We start from the raw sequence: 22,726 nt of genomic DNA, 5'->3' as shown, positions 1-22,726 counted from the left end.
GCAAGGCGCAGACCAGCCCCTCCATGTCAAAAAGTGTGGCGATTATCGGTGCCGGCCCTGGCGGCTTGATGGCGGCGGAGCGTTTGGCCCTTAAGGGCCATGCCGTCACCATTTTCGAGCGCATGCCAAGCCCGGCTCGCAAGTTCCTGATGGCGGGGCGTGGCGGCCTCAACATCACCCATAGCGAACCGCTGGCGCTCTTCCTGAAGCGATACGGCCGCTCGGAAGCATGGGTGAAGCCGGCGCTTGAGCGGTTCTCGCCAACGGACCTGCGCAATTGGGCGACCGATCTCGGCATCGAGACCTTCGTGGGCTCGAGCGGGCGCGTCTTCCCACGAGCCATGAAGGCCTCGCCGCTGCTGCGAGCCTGGCTCGCACGGCTCAACGGCTTGGGCGTCGAGATCAGATTGCGCCACAGCTGGCGTGGCTTCGACGAGGTGCGCCGGCCGTTGATCGAGGGGCCGGACGGCGAGCAGGCCGCCTTCGCGGCCGACGCGACCTTACTGGCTCTGGGTGGAGCGAGCTGGCCGCGCCTGGGCAGTGACGGCAGCTGGCGCGGGCCACTCGCCGAGGCGGGTGTCGCCGTGGCATCGTTCCAGCCCGCCAACTGCGGCTTTGCCGTTGCCTGGTCGAGCCACATGAGCGAGCGCTTTTCGGGCGTGCCGGTCAAGCGAATTGCGTTGATGACGGGAAGCCGGCGCGTGCGTGGAGAGGCTGTCGTCACTCGCCTTGGCATTGAAGGCGGGGCGGTCTATGCGCTCGCGGATAGCCTGCGCGATGAGATCTCGCGTTTCGGTAAGGCGATGCTCGTGGTCGACCTGCGGCCAGATCTCACGGTTGATGAACTTGCGCGCAGGCTCAGCCGGTCGCGGGGCAGTCAGTCCCTCTCGAATCACCTGCGCAAGGCGGCGGCGCTTTCGCCGGTGGCAACGGCGCTGCTCAGGGAGCCCAAGGGGCCTTTCCCGCAGACACCCGAGGCCTTGGCGCGGCATATCAAGGCGTTGCCACTCGTGCTGGACGGTGCCCATCCCATCGAACGGGCGATCTCGACGGCGGGCGGCATCGCCCTCTCGGAGCTCGACGAGCATTTCATGCTGCGCCGCCTTCCGGGTGTCTTTGCCGTCGGCGAGATGCTGGATTGGGAGGCACCGACAGGCGGCTACCTCCTTCAGGCGACGTTCTCGACGGCTGTCGCGGCGGCTGAGGGTGTGGACGCCTATCTCAAGCCATAGCCATACGGGAGGTTTGGCTTCCCGAAGGCGCTAGAGCCGCTCCATTGGTGCTTCACGCGTTTCCCTGAAGCACCTTGGGCGGCGTCAGACCAAACCGTTCGCCGGCCTCCGCGAAAACCCTGAACGTGGCGGGATCGATCGGAATGCCGTTGAGCTTGCGCTCTTCCTCAATGCGCCATTCCCGATCTCCGGGCGCCATCGGTGGCTCGGCGCCTTCCGCCGGCTCCATGCCGCGCAGCGACGCCAGATAGCCGGTCATGATTCCATCATAGACCGCGCGTGGCACGAAAGCCTCCGGATCGATGGCCAGCACGAACTGGCCGAGTTCGCGAGGCTTCCCGACACTGTCCCAGGCAGGAATGTCCACGCTGGCGCGCATGCCAGTCAACGCGGCGGAGAGGACCTCGGCAAGGCCCCCGAGGCCGGCTCCCTTGAAGCCGAAGAGGGTGCCGCCGAGGGGCAGCAAGCCCGTCGCACGCTGGGAATCCGTAGTCGGCTTGCCCTCGCTGTCGACGGCCGTGTCAGGAGGCACGCCGATGCCGAGCGAGCGATAGAGCATGACCCGGTTGACGGGAATGGAGCTGGTGGCGAAATCGAGCAGCCAGGGCCGTTGCCCCGCGACTGGCGCGCCGATCGCGAAGGGATTGGTGCCGTGGAACGGCAGTTTGCTCCCGTGCAGATGGACGAAGGCGTCGGTATTGCAGGTGGACAAGCCGATCAATCCCGCCTCGACGGCCTGCATGGGGTATGCCCCCGCGGCTCCGAAATGATTGGATCGCTGGACCGCGACCGCGCCGATGCCGGCCTCGCGGGCGAGTGCTATGGCATGATCCATCGCCACCGTCGCCACGAAGCCACCGTGGCCGTTGTCGCCATCCAGAACGCCCGCGCCTGGCCGCGTCCGCGTGAACTTCGGCTTGGGCTGCTTGTTGATGCAGTTGCCGTCGATTTCCTTGATGTAGTGAGCCAGCAGGCGAACGCCGTGGCTGTCCACGCCGAGCCGGCTACCGTGCATCATCACGCGTGTCACGGCCTTTGAACTGGCTTCGTCCATGCCGATCCGCAGAAAGACGTTTTCGACAAACGCCGCCAGTTCGTCAGGCCGCACGCGCGGCTCCGCGTTGATGGCGCTGTAGCCCTTTGCGGGATTGAGATGGGAGTGGTCGTTCTGGTCCATAGTGCCGCTTATCCTCGACCTTGATATCGTGTCGAACTTCACCCCTGTCGCTGATAGCCCGCGGGCCGCCCCGGCAGCAAGCGCCTTTTGGACAGGTGACATGTTAGCCTCGACACGGTCTTGACGCTTGTTCTCGCCAGCGTTGATTATGCGCGCCCTGCTGACCCCCTCGGCGCGGGATTTCCCCGCGCCTCTCCATGCCGCGAAAGGCCTGTCCCGTGACAGTCGATCCTGACCTCGTTCCGATTCTTGAGCGCATCAAGGCAGCGCCCGCTGTTGATTACCGCACCATGCCCATGGACGAAGCGCGCGCGATCTTTACCGCCGGACACGAGCCATTCAATCGGGCGCCGCCGCCGCTCGCCTCGGTCAAGGATCTGGAACTGCCCGGTGGAGACGGTCCGCTTCGCGCCAGGCTCTACCGGCCGACAGCCGCCGATGACGCGCCGGTGGTGGTTTACGCGCATGGCGGCGGCTGGACGTTCGGCTCGGTTGAGACACACGACGGCACGATGCGCAGGCTCGCCTTGCGATCAGGCGCCGCGATACTCGGCGTCGACTACCGCCTGGCGCCGGAGCATCCCTTCCCCAAGCCCCTGGAGGACGTTCTTGCCACCATCCGCTTCGTCGAGGAGGGAGGGCTTGGACGGGCTGTCGACGCATCGCGGATTGCTGTCGCGGGCGATTCAGCCGGTGCGAATCTCGCGCTCGCGGCCCTGTTGGCGCGGCGGGACGCCGGCTTGCCGCAACTTGGTACCGCTGCCCTGTTCTATGGCTGCTACGCGCCGGACCATGGCACGGCGAGCCACGCGCGCCTCGGGGATGGCACCTATCTCCTCTCCACGGCGAGCATGCAGTGGTATTGGGGCAATTTCCTCGGCTCGCTGCCGCAGGACACCGATTCGCTCGCGGCGCCGCTGCGTGCCAAGCTGGAGGGATTGCCTCCGCTTTATCTGAACGCGGCGGGGCTTGATCCCCTGCTCGACGACACCTTGGCCTTGAGCTCCGGGTTGGCGGAAGCCGGCGTGAGCTTCCGTCTCGATGTGATTCCCGGCGTCGTGCACGGCTTTCTGCGCATGGCTGCCGAACTTCCAGCAGCTGACAAGGCCCTGGCCGACGCAGGATCCTATCTCGCTGGCCGGTGGGCCACCTGACATTGGACAGTTTGCGTTGCGGTGGAAAAAGGCTATTTCACCCGCGCACAGAACAGGCGAGGGGCGCGGAGCGCTGTGCATTCGACGCATGTTTGTACCCTTAACCCTTACAAGGGAAAGGCTGGGATAGCGATATGACCCTACTGCATGACGACCGCCTGTTTCCGGCCGACGAGGCCACACGCGCTGTCGCGCGCCGGCTCTATGCCGAGGTCAAGGACCTGCCGCTCATCTGCCCGCACGGCCACACCGATCCACGCTGGTACGCGGAAAATTCGGCATTCCCCGATCCGGCGCGTCTTTTCGTTGTGCCGGACCACTATATTTTCCGCATGCTCTACAGCCAGGGCATCCGCCTCGAGGATCTCGGCATTCCCACGGTCGACGGCTCCGCCGTGGAGGAGGATCCGCGCAAGATCTGGCGGCTATTCGCGAGCAACTACCATCATTTCCGCGGCACACCGACGCGCCTATGGCTGGACCACGCGCTGGCGACGCTGTTCGGCGTGACCGAGCGCTTGTCGGCGGGCAACGCGGACGCGATTTACGACACGATCGCCACCAGGCTTGAAAGCGATGCGTTTCGCCCGCGCGCGCTGTTCGAGCAGTTCAATATCGAGGTCATCGCGACGACCGAGAGCCCGCTTGACGATCTCGCGCACCATGCCGCGATCCGGGACAGCGGCTGGAAAGGGCGCGTCGTCACGGCCTACAGACCGGATCCGGTCGTCGATCCGGAGTTCGACGGCTTCCGCGACAACGTTCGCCGCTTCGGTGAGATCACGGATACCGACGTCGCCACCTTCGCCGGCTATCGCGAGGCCCACCGCAAGCGTCGCCAGTTCTTCAAGAGCTTCGGCGCGACGTCGACGGACCACGGCCATCCCACCGCCCGCACCGCTGATCTCTCTCCTGTTGAGGCCGAGGCGCTGTATGCCCGCGTCATGGCGCAGGGGCAGGTGACGCCGGAGGACGCGGAATTGTTCCGCGCGCAGATGCTGACCGAGATGGCGGCGCTCAGCCTCGAGGATGGGCTGGTGATGCAGATCCATCCGGGCTCCCAGCGCAACCACAATCCCGACCTGTTCGCGCGATTCGGCCGCGACAAGGGCGCGGACATCCCGAGCGCCACCAACTACGTGCGCGATCTCAAGCCGCTGCTCAACCGCTTCGGCAACGAGCGGGACCTGACGGTCATTCTCTTCACCCTCGACGAGACGGCCTATTCGCGTGAGCTTGCGCCCATGGCCGGACATTATCCCTGCCTGAGGCTCGGCCCGGCCTGGTGGTTCTACGACAGTCCAGAGGGCATGCGCCGCTACCGCGAGCTGGTGACGGAAACGGCAGGTTTCTACAACACCGTCGGCTTCAACGACGACACCCGCGCCTTCCCCTCCATTCCCGCGCGCCATGACGTGGCGCGCCGCGTCGATTGCGCCTATCTCGCCGAGCTCGTGGTGACCCATCGCCTCGACGAGGATGAAGCCGCCGAAGTCGCCCATGATCTCGCCTACCGGTTGGCCAAGGAGGCCTACAAGCTGTGACGCATCCGCCCCGTCTCAATGCCGCCCGTCTGGGCGGCTTGCCTGCCGCGATCGAACGTCCCACCTATGATCGCGGCCGGGTCCGTAGCGGTATCGTCCATCTGGGCATCGGCGCGTTCCATCGGGCGCATCAGGCCGTCTATACCGAGGACGTCCTGAAATCAGGCGATCTGGCCTGGGGCATCGTCGGCGCAAGCCTGCGCAGCCCCGACACGCGCGATGCCCTGGTGCCGCAGGACAGCCTCTACACCATAGCGGTCCGCGAGACGTCCGGCGAGGCGCTGCGTGTCGTCGGCAGCATTCTCGATGTGGTGGTGGCCCCGGAGGATCCGGAGGCCCTGCTCGCCCGCATGAGCGATCCGGACGTGGCTATCATCAGCCTCACGGTCACCGAGAAGGGCTATTGCCATGACCCGGCGACCGGTCGTCTGGACGAGGCGCATCCTGATGTGGTGCACGATCTCGCCAATCCGCGGCGTCCCCGTTCGGCGCTGGGGTTCATCACGGCCGCCATCGCCCGGAGGCAGGCTGCCGGCACGCGCCCCTTCACCGTGATGTCCTGCGACAATCTTCCGGCCAACGGCCAGACGCTCAAGGGCATCCTGACCCGTTTCGCCGATCTCGTCTCGCCTGAACTCGGCCGCCACGTGCGGGAGGCGATCAGCTTCCCCGACACGATGATCGACCGCATCGTGCCGGCGACGACCGACGCCGACCGTAGCCACATCGCGGGCGCGCTCGGCCTGACCGACGCCTGGCCGATCATGACGGAGCCCTTCACCCAATGGGTGATCGAGGACCGCTTCGTCTCCGGCCGGCCGGCGTGGGAGAAGTTTGGCGCCACGCTGGTGGAGGATGTCGCGCCCTACGAGGCGATGAAGCTCAGGCTGCTCAACGGCAGTCACTCGGCGCTGTCCTATCTCGGCTATCTCGCCGGATACCAGACCGTCGCCGAAGCCATCGCGGATGAGGCGATCGCGGCTTATGTCGCCGCGCTGATGGAAGACTCCACCGTCACGCTGACGCTGCCAGAGGGCGCCGATGTCGCGGGCTACAAGCGTTCGCTGATCGAACGCTTCCGCAATACGGCGCTGAAGCACCGCACTTGGCAGATCGCCATGGACGGTTCGCAGAAGCTGCCGCAGCGGCTGCTGGGAACGATCCGCGACCGTCTGGCGCGCGGGCTGCCGGTGGAACGTCATGCCCTCGCCGTCGCGGCCTGGATGCGGTATGTCACGGGCGTCGATGAAGCCGGCGAGCCGATCGACGTGCGCGACCCGCTGGCGGCCGAATTCCGGGCGTTGGCGGATGCCGCCGGCCGGGATGCCGAAAAACTGGTCGCCGCGCTCATGGGCGTGCGAGCCGTGTTTGGCGAGGATCTCGCTTCCAATGCCACTTTCGTCAAGGCGGTGACGGCCGCGTTGGCGAGCCTGTTCGACAAGGGCGCCAAGGCGACTGTGGCAAACTACGGCTGAAGCGGCCTCGCATGCGGGAGCCATCCCGGGATCTCTCCCACGTGCCTGGATCTCTTGCAGGTGTTTCCGCCTCGCGCGGCGGGGACACGGGTGGTCAGGCCCCCGCCTGCAGCATGGGATAGACGAACAGGAAGAAATGCGCCGCATTCAGCCCGAAATGGGCAATGACGGCGGCGGGCAGGCCACCGAAGCGGAAGGCGCAGCCGTAGGCAAGGCCGGCCAAACTCGCCAGGAGCATCCAGGGCCATCCTCCGGCAAAATGCGCGAGGCCGAATAGGGCCGATGCGACCGCCAGCGCGATCCAGTCGCCGTACCGCCGGCCTTGAAGGCAGCGGCTAAGACCGCCCTGGAGATAGCCGCGGAAAACCACCTCCTCCATGGCCGTGACGATGAGGAGGTTGTTCGCAAGCCAGAGCCCGCTCGAAGCCGGCCATTTGGGCGACCATGCCGTGATGCCGGCTGCGAGCGCGAGCGGCAGCGACAGCAGCACGGCGAGCCCGGCGCCGGCGAGACCGATCGGGAGTTGGACGAGCGCGTAGCGCGGCCGCAGCCAGGGCAGGACCAGCAGCAGCCATAGGCCGCCAAGCGGCTTGTCGAGATTGAGATACATCGTGAAAGGCGCGGCGTCGGGCGTCAGCCGTTCCGGGCCGATGAGGCGCCAGTTGTCGAAGCCCGGCATCCAATGCAGGCTCAAGGCGATGGCAAGGACAAGGAACAAGCCGTGGCCGAGAATGCGCGCGGGCTGCGGATGGCGCGGCGTGACCGCGTAAGCGGCGAGAAACAGCAGCATGATGGGGATGAGGCTCGGACCGCTCAATTGCCCTGTCACGAACGCCAGGCCGTAGCTGGCGGCGAGAAGCACAAATCCCGCCCCGCGATGGATCGGGGCCAAAAGGGCAATGATGGCGAAGACCAGGAGGAGCGGCTGCAGGAGCTGGATGGGCGACATGTCCGGTGACGATCCGTGTAGGGAAGCGGATTGCCCGGAGCGCGCTCCAAGCTGTGAAAACCATGCCGCCTGGATGGTTTCGTCCAGACGGCATGATCCAGAAGCTCAAGAGGCAGCGCCGTTGTCGTGGTGAGTTCTGCTGATCTTGTCGCGCGATTCCGATTGTTTTTCTTGATTGCTCGGCGCACCACGGAGCCATTGCGCCGCGACCCGCGCCGTGGAGGACCTAGCCCTCGCGTTTGTCCAGTGAAGGGATGGTGTCGCTCAATCGACCGGCTTCGCCGTCGCGAAATCGATGGTGAACTGACCACAATCGCTGAAATCGATCACCGCCCGATCACCGGCCGCCACCTTGTGGATGCCTGTCACCATCCCCGTCGAGACGAGGTCTCCCGCCCGCAGCGTGATCTTGAGGCGTGATAGCCTGTTAGCCAGGAAAACCACGGCGGCCAGTGGCGTTCCCGGTACGCCGGCCGCGGTGCCTTCGCCGACGGCGGCGCCATTGACCGTGGATTTCGCGGTGAGGCTTTCCCAGGGGCGCGATTGCCAGCCGACGACTTCAGGGCCCAGCACGACACCAGCATTGCAGCCGAAATCGCTGATGATGGAGCCCGGTCCGAGATCGTTGAGATTGACGAGTGGGCTGCCGGCAATTTCCGCACCCACATGGATCGCACTGATTGCTGCCGCCACTTCCGCCACTTCATAGGGCTTCTCGCGCGGCGGGAGATCCTGCGCCATCACGGCGATGAATTCCGCCTCCGCGGCTGTGTAGCCGCCTGTGATCGAAGGCATGGTCGCTGTGCCGCCATCCGGCACGTCGATCACATGGTACACCGGACCGATCAGCCGCTCCTCGGGGAACGCCGCGCGCCAATCCGGCCGGACCATGGCAACCTTCCAGCCGCGCAGATTGGCGGGATGGACGCCCATGGCCGCTTTCTGCACGGCATAGGCCGCCTCGAAACTCTCCGGCACCGTACCGGGAAAGCCCGACAGGGCGCGGGCTTCGGCGCGCGCATTGGCAAAGGCCAGCGCGATGGCTGTCACGGCGGATGGCTCGCTCATCGTTGTTTCCTCCGGATCAGGATGGTGTCAGCCAAAGCGATGCAGGGCGGAGCCATGTCGCTTGAGCCAGGCTTCTGCTTCGTCTGTGCGGGGGCAGAGCCGACGCGTCAAGCGCCAGAAACGCTCCGAATGGTTCATTTCCTTAAGGTGCGCGACTTCATGGGCCGCCAGATAGTCGAGCACATAAGGCGGCGCGAGGATGAGCCGCCAGGAAAAATTGAGCCGGCCCTGCGCGGAGCAGGATCCCCAGCGGCTCCTGGTGTCGCGGATGCTGATGCTGCGGGCCGGAATGCCGAGGCTCTTGGTGTGGCGCGCCACGGCCTCCGTCAGATCGCGCGTGGCTTCCCGCCGGAGAAAGTCCATGACGCGGCGCGGGACATGAGGGGTTTCCCCGGTGACGGCGAGGATGGGCGCGCCGGCGGCGTCGAATGTCGCCTCCGGAACGCCGCGCGTCTTCGACCAGTGGACGATACGGTGGGGAATGCCACGCAACGGCACGAGCGCCCCCACGTCGAAAGGGGTCCTGTCCGGGACGCGCTTGAGACGCGCGGCGAGCCAACCACTTTGGGCTTCGGCGAAACGTCGCGCCGCGGCGAAGTCGCCGCGTTCCGGCAAGGTCAGCACGGCCTCGCCGGTGGCGTTCGACACTCGCAATGTGAAGCGCCGCGCGGCGGCGCGGCGCCGCACAGTGACCTGGAACGTCTCCGCGCCGTGGCGCACGGCAATATGGTCCGGGTCAGGAGCCGACCGTTTGAACAGACTGATGCGCATGCCGATTCAGGCCTTTGGCAGGTCGGCCATCAATAGCACATCAGCATGATGACGTGAGCCACGACGTGGCTTAAGGATCATGGTCGTGACAATCCGCACGCTGTCAGAGGCGGCCTCAGGCTGCCTCTCCCTTGACCTTGGCGCGGCGCTGGGGCGGAACCTCAGCCGTATCGCCATTGAACGTCTTGGTGAAGGTTGTGATCTTCGGCGCGATTTCCTCCCGGAAACGGCGGCCGTTGAACACGCCGTAATGGCCGACGCCCGGCTGCAGGTGCTGAAGCTTCATCGAAGCGGGAAGGTTTTTGCACAGGTCGTGGGCGGCCTGCGTCTGGCCTACGCCCGAAATGTCGTCCCGCTCGCCTTCCACGGTCATCAACGCCACGCGCTTGATGGCGCCAAGATCAACAGGCTTGCCCCGGTGCTTCATCTCGCCCTTGGGGAGGCTATGTTTGACGAACACCTCGTCGATGGTCTGCATGTAGAATTCGGCGGTCATGTCCATCACGGCGAGATACTCGTCGTAGAACTCGCGCTGCTTGTCGGCCGAGTCGCCGTTGCCGTCGACGAGATGCTGGTACATTTCCCAATGGGCGGTCAGATGCCGGTCGATGTTCATCGCCATGAAGCCCGACAGCTGCAGGAAGCCCGGATAGACCTCGCGCATGAAGCCCGGCTGCGTGAAGGGCACCTTCACGATGCAGTTGCGCCGGAACCACTCGGTGCCGCGCTCCTGCGCCAGCAGATTGACCGCCGTCGGCGAGCGGCGCGTGTCGATCGGGCCACCCATGTGGATCATCGAGGCCGGCACGTCCGGGTCCTTGTCCGCCTCCATCAGCGCGACCGCCGCGATGACCGGCACGGACGGCTGGCAGACCGCGAGCACATGCAGGTTGGGCGCGAGCTCACGCATCATCTCGATGACGTAGTCGATATAGTCGTCGAGATCGAAACGCCCTTCGGACAGGGGCACGAGGCGGGCATCGACCCAATCGGTGATATAGACGTCGTGAGTCGGCAGGAACGCCTCGACGGTGCCGCGCAGAAGCGTCGCGTAGTGGCCGGAGACCGGCGCGACTATCAGGAGCTTCGGCTGGTTCAGCCGCTTGGCCTTGCCGCCGCGATCGAAGTGAAGCAGCTGGCAGAACGGCCTTTCCCAGATCACCTCCTCGCGGACCCGGCAGGTCATGCCTTCCACGATGGTTTCCTTTAGGCCGAAGACCGGCTTGCCGTAACGGCGCGTCGTTCGCTCGAAGAGTTCGCAGGCGGCCGCGACGGTGCGTCCGTAGGCGGTATAGGTGAGCGGATTGATCGGATTGTTGAAAGTCAGTCGAGCCGCATCTGTGACGGCGCGGGCCGGGCTGACAAGAGCGTGCGCGGCCTCATACCAGAAATAGGCAAAATTCATTCTCTACCCTCGTGGGAGAGGTGACAAAGGGAGGCGCAACAGGGCTCGCTGCGATGCTGCGTCGCAAAATCGAGACGTGATCTTAACCTTTTTTCTGTAATCATTCAAACCACGTCCACCCTGATGCAACGCACAATCGTAGCCTTGCGTTCCGGGCAGGTCAGGGGGCGAGCTGCCGGGGCCCTTCATGAAGCCATGCCTCCGGAAACATCAATCCCACATCGCCGGTCGTCCCCATGGCCGCGTACCCTGCCAAAAAAGCCAGTCTGATGCTGTGCTTAGCGCTTGCGCGACGCGCCTATAGGGGTTAGCCCCCACATGTAGTCGGGCGCGCCCGGCCGGGATGGATCCATGGCCGTCAACGATACAGCAACCATACGGCGCACAGCCCAGCATCTGAGGGTGGACACCCTCGTCCGTTTGCGTTCCCTGGCCGTCGTGGGACAAAGCGCTGCCGTTGTGGGCGTGCATTTCGGTCTGGGCTTTCCTTTTCCCTTTGCGTTCTGCTTTGTCGCCATCGCGGTGTCGGCCTGGCTGAACTTCGCGCTCCGTATCCGCTACCCGATCAGCCACAGGCTGAGCGAAAACGCCGGCTCCCTGCTGTTGGGGTACGATATCCTGCAGCTATCCGCGCTGCTCTACCTCACGGGTGGCCTGGAAAACCCCTTCGCGATGCTGTTGCTGGCGCCCGTCATGATTTCGGCGACGGCCCTGCAACCCTGGCGAACTTTGGCGCTAGGCTTCATGGCCATGGTCTGCGTCACCATTCTGGCCTTCTTCCACCTGCCGTTGCCCTGGTATCCCGGGGAGACGCTGCATCTGCCGTTCTTGTACGTGGCGGGTATCTGGTGCGCCATTCTGCTCGGCCTGGCCTTCACCGGGGTCTATGCCTGGCGCGTCGCGGAGGAGGCGCGGCAACTTGCCGACGCCCTGGCCGCGACTGAGTTCGTGCTCGCCCGTGAGCAGCACCTGTCGCAGCTCGATGGCCTCGCCGCTGCCGCCGCCCACGAACTCGGCACACCGCTCGCCACCATTGCGCTGGTGGCCAAGGAACTCGACAAGCTCGCGCCGAAGGACGGCCCCATGGCGGAGGACATAACGCTGCTGCGCGAGCAGGTCGCGCGTTGCCGCAAGATCCTCGGCACGCTGACCTCGCTGGGCACCGGCGAGGCCGGGCCGCTCGAACGCCTGACGCTGCGCGATCTCATCGAGGAAGTGGCGAACCCCCAGCGCTCCTTCAGCACGCCGCTTACCCTCAATGCGAGCGGCGAGGGCGCACAGCCCATCTGTCGCCGCAGTCCCGGCCTCCTCTATGGGCTCGGTAATCTCGTCGACAACGCCGTTGATTTCGCGACCTCCGGAGTCGTCATCGACGCATCCTGGACGAAGGACACGGTGAGCGTGGTGGTTCGCGACGACGGGCCGGGGTTCGCGCCCGAGGTCTTGCTGCGCCTGGGCGATCCCTATGTCACCACACGGGGATCCGACCGCCGGGGCGGTGGTGAGCCGGGTGACGGCCTCGGACTTGGTCTCTTCATCGCCAAGACCTTGATCGAGCGCTCCGGCGCGTCGATCGAATTCAGCAATGCGGCCGCGCCGGACACGGGCGCCATCGTCACTGTGACCTGGCCACGCGGCGTTTTCGAGCGGGATCTCGATCCGCTTCCCGACGTCGGCCGATGGCGGTGACGGGAAAAATCACGTGATCGATAGGATCAAGCGGAGATCGATCCTTTAGAAAAGTGTCACAAATGCCTATTTCGTGATCGATCAGCATTGATCGGGGTCAAAGGGGCGGCTAGGGAAAGAGATCATCGCGGCGAGGGACGCGATTATAGAGAGAAGTGACAGAGCGCAGATTACGTCTAAGGCGGATCTTCCTTTTGAGGCGGCATGCTCTAGCCTGGGATTGCTCTGTGATTGAGGGCCCAAAGGTGTCGCGTGGCCCACCTGCGTGAGGTGACCGGATGGTAGACTCCGAGCAGCAAACAGAGATCGAAGGCGACAACAGCCTTTTGATCGTCGATGATGACAGGCCTTTCCTGACACGACTGGCGCGGGCCATGGAAACCCGTGGCTATAGTGTGCGCGTTGCCGAAAGTGTCGCCGAGGGCCTCGCGGCTATCGACGAGCAGGCCCCGGCCTTCGCGGTCATCGACATGCGCCTCGGCGATGGGAACGGCTTGGACGTCGTCACCCGCCTCAAGGAGCGTCGCCTCGACGCGCGCTGCATCGTGCTCACCGGCTATGGCAATATCGCGACCGCGGTCACGGCCGTGAAGCTCGGCGCCTTCGATTACCTCGCGAAGCCCGCTGACGCCGACGAGATCCATGCCGCCCTGATGGCGCAGCAGGGTGAGCGCGCCCAGCTGCCCGAAAACCCCATGTCGGCGGATCGGGTTCGTTGGGAGCATATCCAGCGCGTGTACGAACTCTGCAGCCGCAACGTGTCGGAAACCGCCCGGCGGCTGAATATGCATCGCCGCACCCTGCAGCGCATCCTCGCGAAGCGCGCCCCGCGTTAGGGTCGATCGGGATTTTAGCGTCGAACGGGAGATACCGGCGTCATCACCGGGCCTGTCCCGGTGATCCCGACCAGTAAAGCACCTCAATTATTCGGGATGGCCGGGACAAAGCCTAGCCATGACGGCTGACTGAGACTCAGCGATCTCATCAGATCGGAACGTGGCGGCAGGGCCCTTGATCAAAGAGGTCCTTGATCAAAGAGGCCCTGGATCAAACCAGGGCGCTCTATCAAAGCAAGGCGATTGGCGCGCCATCCGGATCCGTCAGGCTATGCAACCGTGCCGCCGCCGCTTGCGCGAAACGGATCGTCACCGCCTTGCGCCGTGCCGCCGCGAGCGGCATGCGCTCCGGACTGCGCAGGATGGCCGCGCCGTAGGCGTCGGCAACGATCAGCCCGGCCTCCTCCGGCAGCACCTCGATCGGGAAATCCTCCGCGACGGCGAAGAACAGGTAGTCGCTGAAGGCGTGATAGTCCCGCCATTTCGTGTCGGCCCGGAAATCGGCGAGGCTCGATTTCACCTCGACGATGGTGATGTCGCCGGCGGGGCTGAGCGCGATGACGTCGGCGCGCCGCCCGGATGCCAAGGTCAGTTCCGTCACCGAAACCTGGCCGAGGCCCGCCATCAGCCGGCAAACGCCTCGCTGGATTTTCAGGGCGGTCGGCGACTGGCGGCCGTCGGTGAGACGCAGTGCCAGCGCTTCAATGCGCCAGTGATGGATGCTGACCCTATCGTCACCCATTCCGCAGCCCTATGTTCGCAGGACGCCGGCTCACAATCGCCAATTTAGGACAGCCAAGTTCAAGAGCGCCATGTGGCCGTCGCGATGCCGGCGCCCACGAGGAGGCTGCCGCCGGTGCGGTTCACGGCTTTCAGAACCCTTGGGCGGCTGACGAGGCGGCGGGCCGAGGAGGCGAGCATCGCGTAGCCGGCGGCGTTGAAGAACGCCAGCGTGACAAAGGTCGCGGCCAGAATGATCATCTGCGGCAGGAGCGGGCGGCTTTGGTCGAGAAACTGCGGGAGAAACGCCACGAAGAAGACGATGCTCTTCGGGTTCAGCGCCGTGACCAGTGCCGCGTGCGAGAACATGGCCATGGGGCGCGCCTTCGCTGGAGATGTGGCACTCTGCAAGGCCGGATCAGCCCGCCACAGCTTGATGCCGAGATACACGAGATAGGCGGCGCCGAGCCATTTCACGATCGTGAACACAAGAGCGGAAGCGGCGAGGATGGCCCCGAGGCCCATGAGGGAAGCGATCACCGCGATCGTATCGCCAACCGCCACCCCGAGCACGAGGGGCATCGCGGCCTGGCGACCCTGGCCGAGGGCATAGGATACGACAAGCAGGATCGTCGGACCGGGAATGAGAAGGACCACCGCCGACGCGGCCATGAAGGCCGCCCAGGCCTTCAAGCTGATCCAATTTTGCGTATCAAGGAGTAAATCTCCCAGAAAACCGATCTCCATCACATTCCCCTCACTGATAGCCGATGTGGCGAGCGGCCCACGATCAACGGCCCGTTCCCGGGCTGAACCGCTTGACGCGCATGGCCCGTGCACCGCAGACGATGAGAAGGCAGAGGCCGACCGTCAAGCTCAGCGCGCCTGACAGGGAGGTCGCATCGGCGACGAAGCCAAGCATCACAGGACCGATCAGAACCCCGCCATAGCCCAGCGTCGCCACCGCCGCCACCGCCTGCGCCGGGTTGTCGGCGCTGCCGGCACTCGCGGTGCTGAAACCGACGGGCGCGACATTGGCGAGTCCAAGTCCGGCGATGCCGAACGCCAGAACAGCCACCAGCGGGTGGTTCACGGCTATGCCAAGTCCAAGGCTCACAGAGGCTATGAAGGCGCCGCCGCCGACCAGCATGACGGGCCCGACACGCCGACGGATGCTGTCGCCGAGAAAGCGCGAGATCGCCATGGCGCCGGAGAAAACGGCGAAACCGAGCCCGGCCGAGCTCGCTGGCACATCAAGCGTTTCACGGAGGTACACGGCGCTCCAGTCGAGCAGCGCGCCTTCGGCCATGAAGGCGAACATGACGACGGCGCCGATCGCAAGGGTTGCGCGGTCCGGCAGCGCCAGCTTCGGGTCGTCACTGGTCGCGGTGGCCATCTGCGGCTGGATGTATTGGACGGCGGCAAGGACTGTGGCCGCAAAGACGACCGCGAGGGTCGCCGCCTCGATCGCTGACGGCAGGAGGGCGAGGCTGAGGCCGCCCAGTCCCGCGCCCACCAGCCCGCCGAGGCTCCACATGCCGTGGAGGGAGGACAGGATCGGCCGGCCGAACTGGTGTTCCACGGCCGTGCCATGGGCGTTCATCGCGACGTCCATGGCGCCGCCGGAGGCGCCGAAGAGAAAGAGGACAGCGAAAAGTCCCGCCGTCTGGGGCATGACAGGCAGGAGCGCGAGGAGAACGCTGAAGGCAAGCCCCGTGACGCCAAGCACCCGCCGCGCGCCGAAGCGTGCCAGGGCCACCCCGCACGCCGGCATGGCGATGAGTGCCCCGGCCGCCAAGGCCAGAAGCGCGAGGCCGAGCAGGGACGGCGACAGATCGTGAACCGTCTTCACGACGGGGATATGGGTCGCCCAGGCACCGAACACGGCACCATTGACCAAGAATAGTACCGCGGTGGCCATGCGGTCCCGGCGCAAGCCAGGCGATTCGACGCGCAACATGGCGAGGCTCTACATTCTGCAAGGCTCGACGTCTTGATGGCCTGTGAGGGAGCCCTATTTTTACGCCCGCCGCAAGGGTGGTTGCCGTCGGCGCTGCATTGCGAAGGGCGCAGTTGACATTCGTGAAGCCTGTCCTCCCGCCATGCGCGGCCATCCAACCCTTGCGATCAGCCGCCATGTCTGCGAGGGAACGGCTATCTATTCCGATTCTTAACGAGCCTCGTGCGCGGAGCCGACAAGCAATGACGAGTGACAGTGGCGTGGTCGCGCCGCGCCGCCGGGGCTATACCGGTACGTCCCGCGACCCGGACCGCACGAGCCAGGCCATTCTGATGGCGGCGACGCGCGAATTCGCGGACAAGGGTATTGGTGGCGCGCGTGTCGATGCGGTGGCGGAGCGCGCTGGTGTCAACAAGCGCATGATCTACCATTACTTTGGTGACAAGCAGCGCCTCTACATGGCCGTTCTGGAAGAGGCCTATGCTTCGATCCGTTCCGCCGAGGCCGCGCTTAAGCTGGAAACAGCGGACCCGGAGGACGGTATCCGCCGGCTCACGGCCTTTACGTGGCAGTATTTCCTGGACAACCCGGAATTCCTGAGCCTGCTCGCCACGGAAAACCTGCATAAGGCCGAGAATCTCCGCGAGTCGGCGAAGGTGCTGAGCTTGCATTCTCCCTTCATCGAAAAACTCCGCGAGCTTCTCGACAAAGGGGCGGCGCAGGGCCGTTTTCTGCCCGGCCTCGATCCGGTCGATGTCTATATCAGCATCGCCTCGCTCGCGGCTTTCTACCTGTCCAACCGCCACACGCTCTCAACGATCTTTGCCCGCGATCTCACCGCACCGGAGCGCCTCGCCCATTGGGGCGAGCATATTGTCCACGTTGTCCTCTCATCACTCCGTATCGTGAAGTGATGAGAGGACGGCGATCAAATAATAATTTCTAGAATTTCTTATTTACATACGTTGGTTATTGCAATTTTTGTTTGTTGTGAAACATCAACGTCGCCGCTTCCAAATATAAAAAATCATTTCACCAATTTTTCAGGCTCAACAATCCCTTTTGCAATCGTATCCTCGATCGTGTCAGGAAAATAGCGGCGTCCATCCTCGCCCGTTAGGATCAAGCATGTTTTTTACAGATCTACGAGTAATAATTTTCCAACGTGGACAAGGTGATCTGGGAATTTTTCTGGTAAGCGAATTCGCCCCGTAAGTTTGTCGTTCGTATCGATTCCGGCTTTGCAATCAAAAAAATCGAATCACCAGGTAATGATTCGGCACTGAAGTTGATGAGAGTGAAAGTGGAAGCGTATATACCAATGTTCTTCGCATGCTAATCGTCATAAATGGTTATGATCGTCGCACGATTTACTCGATTCATGTCAAATTTGTGAAAATTGAGATGTATCCGCAATATAGTATTGTGGCATCTGATTGTTTCAAGAAACTGAGGGATTGCGTGTTTTTATGATCTTTTCGCATTCCGTTACGCAATATGTCTCGCTATCACCATCCCGTTCTCTGAGCGATTTGAAATATATAATCGACATCCGTCATTTCGGCCTGTTCGCGCCGGTGCTCTCATTGGAAGGGCCACAATGCTGGCTTGCCGGATGGCCGGGATGAGCCGGAGCGGGACCCGCTATGACGCGTCACCGGAACTGCATTCAAGTCCGGAGCGAGGCGAGGATCAGCTCGGCCACATGGGTGCGCCGGGCGCCGATTTCCATCTTGCCGGGGAAGTTGCGGTCGAGGATCACCGAAAGGGTGTGTATGTTGGAGAAGTAGAAATAGGAAAGCCCGGCAATCGAGATCCAGAGCTGCGCCGGATCGATGCCCGCGCGGAAAAGCCCCGCCGCAACGCCGCGGTCCAGGATCTCGCTGATCATCCCGATCAACGGCGAATGCATCTCCTTCACCCGCGATGACGTCTTGAGGTGACGGGCCTGGTGCAGGTTCTCGCTGTTGAGCAGATTGATGAAGACCCGGTCGCCGACGAAGGCGTCAAAGGTGAAGGTCACGAGGCGCCGCATGGCCTCCTCGGGCGCTAAACGGCCCAGATCGAGCTTGACCTCGGCCACCCGCGCGCGCTCGTAGGCGGCTTCCAGAACGGCGAGCCACAGGCCGCGCTTCGAGCCGAAATAGTGATAGATCATCCGCCGGTTGGCCTGCGACCGGCTCGCGATGGCATCGATGGAGGCGCCGGCGAAGCCGCTGGCCGCGAATTCGACCGTCGCGGCGGCAAGGATCTTCGCGCGCGTCGCCTCGGGATCACGCGTGCGCGGCGGTTGCCCAGCTCTGGTTTGTGAAGCCTCGTCCTGCTCAGGCTGGATCTGCCCAGTCTGGATTTGCGCGGTCTTTTTCTGAGTCCCCTCGGCCCGCAGATTCGCGCGCCCCGCCCATTCAAGCGACATGCGCGTCGTCCTCGATCTGCGCGAGGCTCGCCCAGTCCGGCATGGCGCCGCTGGCGAAGCCCGGTGTGAAGAGGGGGGCTGTAGGCAACGCCCCCCTGCCGACCGCTAGCACCAGCGCGTCGCCCTGGCGTTCATAGAAGCCGGGCATCGCCGCGGCGAAGGCGGCGGCCTCCGCGGCAGGCGCCGCGCCGAAGCCGTCGACATAATGGTGGCCATTGCGCTCCACATGGCTGATGCCGAGGCACGCGACCAGCGCCGTATCCTGCTGCACGGCGAGGCCCGCCTGACAGGTGAGGTCCTCACCGGTGACGAACCAGCGACCGGGCACGCCGTCGCGCCGGTTCCAGGCCGTCGCGCGCGCGGCGTTGATCAGGGACTTGTAGAGGCCCTTGCAGGCCTTCGATGAAACGCCGCGATAGCCGAGCGCCGCCGCCTTGGGGAAGGCGTCGTAGCCACCATCCGCCTCGTCGATGATGAAGGGAATATCGTCAGCGCCCGCGACCGGCGTCACGAAAGTAGCCGCGCGGTCAAGAGGTTGCTCGATATAGAGAAGCCTTGATTTAAGCCGGCTAAGGATATGGTCCCTTCCGAATGCCGCGATCAGTTCGGAGAGGCGCGCCTGATCATATTGCTCATTGCCGTCGAGGCTCGCCGCGAAGTCAGGCACCAGCTCCTCGAGAGCGGGCGTCAAGGCGCGAAGCCGCGCGCAATCCGCCGCGACGTCACCGCTCAGCTTGATCTTGAAATAGCGAGGCCGCGCATGGGCGACTTCATCCGCCAGCGCATCCAGCGCGTCCACAAAGCCGATTGTGTGGCGGAGGCTCACGCGTGGCTGCGGCGTGACCCCACGAAGGAAGGAATCGATGTCCTCCTGCGCCAGATCATTAGTAAGCCGGCTATCTAGCCCAAGGACATTGGCGCGAAGTCCGGCGGCGAGATCGAGCCCCCTGAGCTTCAGGACGCCATCGACAATGGCCTTGTCGATGAGCGCCGGGCCATAGGCCCCGGCGAGCGAGGGAAGGCCATGCGCGCTCGTGGCGGCAATCTGTCGGGGATAAACCCTGGCATGGTGGCCGAAGGCAGTCTCGGGTTCGCGTGCACCGTCGCGATAGAAGCCGGCGGCGGTCGCGAGGCTCGTTCGGAGGTCGGTGATGGTGTCGCCGGGGCTCTTGGCCGGGTTCTTGTCGAACCATTTCGGCATCATCATCTCGGCGGCGACACCGGTCGCGCCATGCCCGTCCTCGCCCGTCAGCCGCACCCGGACGAAGGCTTGCGGAGCTTCCGTCACTGTCACCGCGCCGAAGCGAAACGGCAGGCGGAACGTCATCGGGCGTTCAAAAAGCGCGATCTCGTCGATGGTGACGCGGAGACTCATGAACTCTCTCAGTCGAGGTGGCCGCGCGCGTAGAAATGCCCGCGAATGGTCTGGGTCAGCGAGCTGAACAGGGGGCTGCCCATGTCCTCGAGGCGGCGGGGGCGCGGCAGTTCCACGTCATAGATGGCGGCGATCGTCCCGGGCCGCTCAGACATGACTACAACCCGGTCGGCGAGAAAGACGGCTTCCGGGATGGAATGCGTGATGAGCAGAATGGTCTTGCGCGTTTCCTGATGAATGCGCTGCAGCTCGAGGTTCATCCGCTCGCGCGTCAAGGCGTCGAGAGCGCCGAACGGCTCGTCCATCAATACGATCTTCGGATCATGCACCAGCGCGCGGCAAATCGACGTGCGCTGCTGCATGCCCCCGGACAGCTGCCAGGGATATTTGTTCTCGAAGCCCTCCAGGCCCGCGGTCTTGAGGAGCTTGCGGGCCCGTTCGAGATGGGAAGCGCGGTCGAGCTTGCGCACCTCGACCGGCATCATGACGTTGCGCAGCACGGAGCGCCAGGCGAGCAGAACCGGGCTCTGGAACACGATGCCGACGTCATCCGGCGGCTCGGTCACCGGCTTCCCGTCGATGTGGATCTCGCCGGCCGTCGGCGGGATGAGGCCGGCGACGAGTTTCAGCAAGGTGGACTTGCCGCAGCCTGACGGGCCCACGACGGCGACGAACTCGCCGTCGTGGATGTCGAGGTCGATCGGCTTCAACGAGGGTACGTCGCCGTCGCGAGTGCGGTAAGTTTTTTGCAGGCCGCGGATCTCGATGAGTCGCTTCCTGGTCTTGGGCTGATCGCTTTCACTCACCACTCTCAACGACAGCGACATACTTCCTCCCCCGTGAGCCTGATGTTTCAACCGATGGACGATGTCTTGACGAAACGCGACGCTGATCGCGATCAGCCGCCGGCCGCCTTCGGCAAGTAATCGCGGCTGTAGAAGCTCTTCACGTCATTCTTGGCGGAAGCTTCGAGGCCACCGTATTCAACAAGCAGGTTAACGGAATCGACCATGTTCTGGTCGGTGACATGGAAGGGCGGCAGGTTCTTCGTCTCCGCCGTGCGATAGAGCGGGATGGTGAGCTCGAAGCCTTCCTTGAGCGTCGCCGGCTGGCCGGCCTTGGGCAGAGCCTTGAGGATGGCCTGGACCGCGCCGTCCGGATCCTTTTCGGCCGCGAGGATGGCCTTGGTGGTGGCGGCCATGAAACGCCGCGTCAAGTCCTCGTTCTTCTTGAGGAAGTCGCGATTGGCGATGATGCCGGACGAGACGAGGTGAATGCCATAGTCCGCGAACATGATCGGGAAGACGTCCTTGCCGGTCGCATCCTTGATCTTCATGCTCTGGTCCATCGAATAGCCGAGCAGGGCATCCGCCTGACCGCTGATGACGGCGTTGAGCTTGGTCTGTGCATCACCGGAGAGGATTTTCATCTCGCTCTCCTTCAGGCCGGCGCTCTTGAGGAAGAGCGGCCAGATCTGCGACATGGAATCGCCCGGCGTGGTCGCGATCGTCTTGCCCTTGAGGTCTTCAGGCTTGCGCATGTTCTTGTCTGAAAAGCCCATCACCGACATCGGGCTCGTCTGTAGCAGCACGCCGGGGGACGTGACAGGCGCGCCCTTGGCGGCGGCGCGAATCATCGTGGCGACGTCGGCATATCCGAAGGTCGCCGTATTGGCGGCGACGGCCTGAATGGTTACGGCCGAGCCGCGACCTTCCTGGATGTCAAGGTCGATGCCCTCGGCGGCATAGAAGCCCTTCTCCTTGCCATAGTAGAACGGCGCGTGCTCACCGTAGACATACCAGTTGAGCATCAGCGTGACCTTGTCGGCCGCCGCCGCGGGAAGAACGAAAGAGGGGGCTGCGAGGGCCGCGGCGCCTGCAAGTATCGATTTAAGAACAGATCGTCTTAACATAATCATTCCTCCGGTGATTGCGGCCCGCCTTGTTAGCTGGCGGTTGCGCAAGTGCAGTTATTGAACGTTAGTGAAGTTATTGAACATCAAGCAGTCGCAAAGAATTCCTGCCGCTGGCTGGCGTGCCAGGGGATAGCGAAACGTTCGATCAGATCGACGAGCCAGAACAGGATGACCCCGATCGCGGCGAGCAGTACAAGCGCGGCGAACATCGTCGGCAGTTCGAAATTGCCGATCGAGCGCTGCAGTACGAAGCCAAGCCCGGAATTGGCGCCGACGAACTCGCCGACCACCGCGCCGACGACGGCGAGCGTCACCGAAACCTTGAGGCCGGCGAAAATGGCTGGCATGGCGTGGGGCAACTTCACCATCACGAAGGATTGGAGCCACGATGCCTTCATGGCGCGGGCGAGGTCCCGCATGTCCGGATCAAGGGACTTGAAGCCCTGCACGCCGGAAACCACGACGGGGAAGACGCCGAGCAAAAAAGCGGAAATCACCTTCGGCGTCATGCCGAAGCCGAACCACACCACGAAGAGCGGCGCGATAGCCACCTTCGGGATGGATTGAGAGAACACCAACAACGGATAGAGATAGGATTCGATCGTCCGCGAGCCCGCGATGAGCATCGCAAGCGGAATGCCGATGGCTGCCGACAGCAGGAAGCCGCCGAGTGTCGCGAGCGTGGTCGGCACGCTCTCGGCCAAGAGCATCGGCCCTTCCGTGCGGAAGGCCTTGATGACGTCGATGGGCGCGGGGATGAGATAGGCCGGAATGCTGAACAGCCTGACCGCCACATCCCAGAGCACAATCAGGAGAACAAGCAGGCCAACCGGCCTGACCCAGGGCGAGTCCACAATGCGAGCAAGCGTACGGACCGACGGCGTCGCCATCCGATAACCTCCACCAGAGCGTTTCCCAGACTACGCTTTCCGCGCATGTTGTAACTAACTGGTGATTTACTCAGCCCGGGGTATCGGTGTCAAGCGAACCAGAGGCGACATCGACCAAAGTCTTAGGCGATGCCCTGTGCCGCGAGTGCT

20 protein-coding genes are annotated in these 22,726 nt (G+C 64.0%); 7 read left to right on the top strand and 13 right to left on the bottom strand.

The features are described 5' to 3' along the window. Positions 1-23: 23 nt before the first annotated feature. Positions 24-1,232 carry a TIGR03862 family flavoprotein gene (locus KIO74_RS15020; protein WP_213335343.1) on the top strand — a complete coding sequence of 403 codons (1,209 nt, stop codon included), beginning with the start codon at positions 24-26 and terminating at the stop codon, positions 1,230-1,232. A gap of 52 nt (positions 1,233-1,284) precedes the next feature. On the opposite strand, the gene KIO74_RS15015 is transcribed toward KIO74_RS15020, so the two are convergent. Further along, positions 1,285-2,409, bottom strand: a complete 1,125-nt coding sequence (locus KIO74_RS15015; protein WP_213332646.1) for an Ldh family oxidoreductase — start codon at positions 2,407-2,409, stop codon at positions 1,285-1,287. 218 nt (positions 2,410-2,627) lie between these two features. On the opposite strand from KIO74_RS15015, the gene KIO74_RS15010 reads away from it, so the two are divergent. The 3 genes from KIO74_RS15010 (at position 2,628) to KIO74_RS15000 (ending at position 6,582) form a co-directional block, all read left to right on the top strand. Continuing rightward, positions 2,628-3,563, top strand: a complete 936-nt coding sequence (locus tag KIO74_RS15010) for an alpha/beta hydrolase (protein ID WP_213332645.1) — start codon at positions 2,628-2,630, stop codon at positions 3,561-3,563. 134 nt (positions 3,564-3,697) lie between these two features. Further along, positions 3,698-5,107 carry a glucuronate isomerase gene (gene uxaC, locus KIO74_RS15005; protein WP_213332644.1) on the top strand — a complete coding sequence of 470 codons (1,410 nt, stop codon included), beginning with the start codon at positions 3,698-3,700 and terminating at the stop codon, positions 5,105-5,107. After that, a complete protein-coding gene (locus KIO74_RS15000) occupies positions 5,104-6,582 on the top strand; it encodes a mannitol dehydrogenase family protein (RefSeq protein WP_213332643.1) in 1,479 nt (492 codons plus the stop codon). Before uxaC ends, KIO74_RS15000 begins: the two co-directional genes overlap by 4 nt. 94 nt (positions 6,583-6,676) lie before the next feature. On the opposite strand, the gene KIO74_RS14995 is transcribed toward KIO74_RS15000, so the two are convergent. The 4 genes from KIO74_RS14995 to KIO74_RS14980 all read right to left on the bottom strand — a co-directional run bounded on the left by KIO74_RS14995 (position 6,677) and on the right by KIO74_RS14980 (position 10,775). After that, positions 6,677-7,531, bottom strand: coding sequence for a CPBP family intramembrane glutamic endopeptidase (locus KIO74_RS14995; RefSeq protein ID WP_213332642.1), 855 nt, complete (start codon positions 7,529-7,531; stop codon positions 6,677-6,679). A gap of 264 nt (positions 7,532-7,795) precedes the next feature. Next, a complete protein-coding gene (locus KIO74_RS14990; protein ID WP_213332641.1) occupies positions 7,796-8,599 on the bottom strand; it encodes a 2-keto-4-pentenoate hydratase in 804 nt (267 codons plus the stop codon). Positions 8,600-8,626: 27 nt separating this feature from the next. Then, positions 8,627-9,370: a M48 family metallopeptidase gene (locus KIO74_RS14985; RefSeq protein WP_213332640.1), complete on the bottom strand. Its 744-nt coding sequence runs from the start codon at positions 9,368-9,370 to the stop codon at positions 8,627-8,629. A 115-nt stretch (positions 9,371-9,485) separates the two neighbouring features. Further along, positions 9,486-10,775 carry a polyhydroxyalkanoate depolymerase gene (locus KIO74_RS14980; RefSeq protein WP_213332639.1) on the bottom strand — a complete coding sequence of 430 codons (1,290 nt, stop codon included), beginning with the start codon at positions 10,773-10,775 and terminating at the stop codon, positions 9,486-9,488. 351 nt (positions 10,776-11,126) lie between these two features. Between KIO74_RS14980 and KIO74_RS14975 the strand changes: the two genes are divergently transcribed. Both KIO74_RS14975 and KIO74_RS14970 read left to right on the top strand, forming a co-directional pair. Continuing rightward, the gene (locus KIO74_RS14975) at positions 11,127-12,464 is read left to right on the top strand and encodes an ActS/PrrB/RegB family redox-sensitive histidine kinase (RefSeq protein WP_213332638.1); all 1,338 of its coding nucleotides are present in this window, start codon (positions 11,127-11,129) and stop codon (positions 12,462-12,464) included. 278 nt (positions 12,465-12,742) lie between these two features. Next, the gene (locus KIO74_RS14970; RefSeq protein ID WP_213332637.1) at positions 12,743-13,300 is read left to right on the top strand and encodes an ActR/PrrA/RegA family redox response regulator transcription factor; all 558 of its coding nucleotides are present in this window, start codon (positions 12,743-12,745) and stop codon (positions 13,298-13,300) included. 229 nt (positions 13,301-13,529) lie between these two features. On the opposite strand, the gene KIO74_RS14965 is transcribed toward KIO74_RS14970, so the two are convergent. The 3 genes from KIO74_RS14965 to KIO74_RS14955 all read right to left on the bottom strand — a co-directional run bounded on the left by KIO74_RS14965 (position 13,530) and on the right by KIO74_RS14955 (position 15,980). After that, positions 13,530-14,042 (bottom strand): MmcB family DNA repair protein, encoded by a 513-nt coding sequence (locus KIO74_RS14965; RefSeq protein WP_213332636.1) that lies wholly within the window; start codon positions 14,040-14,042, stop codon positions 13,530-13,532. Positions 14,043-14,101: 59 nt separating this feature from the next. After that, positions 14,102-14,719 (bottom strand): LysE family translocator, encoded by a 618-nt coding sequence (locus KIO74_RS14960; RefSeq protein ID WP_213335340.1) that lies wholly within the window; start codon positions 14,717-14,719, stop codon positions 14,102-14,104. 91 nt (positions 14,720-14,810) lie between these two features. Continuing rightward, a complete protein-coding gene (locus tag KIO74_RS14955; RefSeq protein WP_213332635.1) occupies positions 14,811-15,980 on the bottom strand; it encodes an MFS transporter in 1,170 nt (389 codons plus the stop codon). Positions 15,981-16,222: 242 nt separating this feature from the next. On the opposite strand from KIO74_RS14955, the gene KIO74_RS14950 reads away from it, so the two are divergent. Continuing rightward, positions 16,223-16,894: a TetR/AcrR family transcriptional regulator gene (locus tag KIO74_RS14950; protein ID WP_213332634.1), complete on the top strand. Its 672-nt coding sequence runs from the start codon at positions 16,223-16,225 to the stop codon at positions 16,892-16,894. Between the two features lie 755 nt (positions 16,895-17,649). On the opposite strand, the gene KIO74_RS14945 is transcribed toward KIO74_RS14950, so the two are convergent. The 5 genes from KIO74_RS14945 to KIO74_RS14925 all read right to left on the bottom strand — a co-directional run bounded on the left by KIO74_RS14945 (position 17,650) and on the right by KIO74_RS14925 (position 22,576). Then, a complete protein-coding gene (locus KIO74_RS14945; RefSeq protein WP_213332633.1) occupies positions 17,650-18,396 on the bottom strand; it encodes a TetR/AcrR family transcriptional regulator in 747 nt (248 codons plus the stop codon). After that, positions 18,386-19,771, bottom strand: coding sequence for an enolase-like domain-containing protein (locus KIO74_RS14940; protein ID WP_213332632.1), 1,386 nt, complete (start codon positions 19,769-19,771; stop codon positions 18,386-18,388). Before KIO74_RS14940 ends, KIO74_RS14945 begins: the two co-directional genes overlap by 11 nt. Before the next feature lie 8 nt (positions 19,772-19,779). Continuing rightward, positions 19,780-20,598 (bottom strand): ABC transporter ATP-binding protein, encoded by an 819-nt coding sequence (locus KIO74_RS14935; RefSeq protein WP_213332631.1) that lies wholly within the window; start codon positions 20,596-20,598, stop codon positions 19,780-19,782. A gap of 71 nt (positions 20,599-20,669) precedes the next feature. After that, positions 20,670-21,683: an ABC transporter substrate-binding protein gene (locus tag KIO74_RS14930; protein ID WP_213332630.1), complete on the bottom strand. Its 1,014-nt coding sequence runs from the start codon at positions 21,681-21,683 to the stop codon at positions 20,670-20,672. Between the two features lie 86 nt (positions 21,684-21,769). Then, the gene (locus KIO74_RS14925) at positions 21,770-22,576 is read right to left on the bottom strand and encodes an ABC transporter permease (protein WP_213332629.1); all 807 of its coding nucleotides are present in this window, start codon (positions 22,574-22,576) and stop codon (positions 21,770-21,772) included. Between the last annotated feature and the right edge of the window lie 150 nt (positions 22,577-22,726).

The organism is Chelatococcus sp. HY11 (genome assembly GCF_018398335.1).
Taxonomy (GTDB): Bacteria; Pseudomonadota; Alphaproteobacteria; order Rhizobiales; family Beijerinckiaceae; genus Chelatococcus.
Note: the sequence above shows the minus strand (reverse complement) of the source record. Positions and strands in the feature narration are given on the sequence as shown.

Bases quoted from the DNA above. Each gene is read 5' to 3' on its own strand.
- KIO74_RS14935 (WP_213332631.1), bottom strand. From the start codon at position 20,598: ATGTCGCTGTCGTTGAGAGTGGTGAGTGAAAGCGATCAGCCCAAGACC.
- KIO74_RS14995 (WP_213332642.1), bottom strand. From the start codon at position 7,531: ATGTCGCCCATCCAGCTCCTGCAGCCGCTCCTCCTGGTCTTCGCCATC.
- KIO74_RS14990 (WP_213332641.1), bottom strand. From the start codon at position 8,599: ATGAGCGAGCCATCCGCCGTGACAGCCATCGCGCTGGCCTTTGCCAAT.
- KIO74_RS14930 (WP_213332630.1), bottom strand. From the start codon at position 21,683: ATGTTAAGACGATCTGTTCTTAAATCGATACTTGCAGGCGCCGCGGCC.
- KIO74_RS14975 (WP_213332638.1), top strand. From the start codon at position 11,127: ATGGCCGTCAACGATACAGCAACCATACGGCGCACAGCCCAGCATCTG.
- KIO74_RS14945 (WP_213332633.1), bottom strand. From the start codon at position 18,396: ATGTCGCTTGAATGGGCGGGGCGCGCGAATCTGCGGGCCGAGGGGACT.
- KIO74_RS14980 (WP_213332639.1), bottom strand. From the start codon at position 10,775: ATGAATTTTGCCTATTTCTGGTATGAGGCCGCGCACGCTCTTGTCAGC.
- KIO74_RS14950 (WP_213332634.1), top strand. From the start codon at position 16,223: ATGACGAGTGACAGTGGCGTGGTCGCGCCGCGCCGCCGGGGCTATACC.
- KIO74_RS15015 (WP_213332646.1), bottom strand. From the start codon at position 2,409: ATGGACCAGAACGACCACTCCCATCTCAATCCCGCAAAGGGCTACAGC.
- KIO74_RS14940 (WP_213332632.1), bottom strand. From the start codon at position 19,771: ATGAGTCTCCGCGTCACCATCGACGAGATCGCGCTTTTTGAACGCCCG.
- uxaC (WP_213332644.1), top strand. From the start codon at position 3,698: ATGACCCTACTGCATGACGACCGCCTGTTTCCGGCCGACGAGGCCACA.
- KIO74_RS15020 (WP_213335343.1), top strand. From the start codon at position 24: ATGTCAAAAAGTGTGGCGATTATCGGTGCCGGCCCTGGCGGCTTGATG.
- KIO74_RS14965 (WP_213332636.1), bottom strand. From the start codon at position 14,042: ATGGGTGACGATAGGGTCAGCATCCATCACTGGCGCATTGAAGCGCTG.
- KIO74_RS14985 (WP_213332640.1), bottom strand. From the start codon at position 9,370: ATGCGCATCAGTCTGTTCAAACGGTCGGCTCCTGACCCGGACCATATT.
- KIO74_RS14970 (WP_213332637.1), top strand. From the start codon at position 12,743: ATGGTAGACTCCGAGCAGCAAACAGAGATCGAAGGCGACAACAGCCTT.
- KIO74_RS14925 (WP_213332629.1), bottom strand. From the start codon at position 22,576: ATGGCGACGCCGTCGGTCCGTACGCTTGCTCGCATTGTGGACTCGCCC.
- KIO74_RS14955 (WP_213332635.1), bottom strand. From the start codon at position 15,980: ATGTTGCGCGTCGAATCGCCTGGCTTGCGCCGGGACCGCATGGCCACC.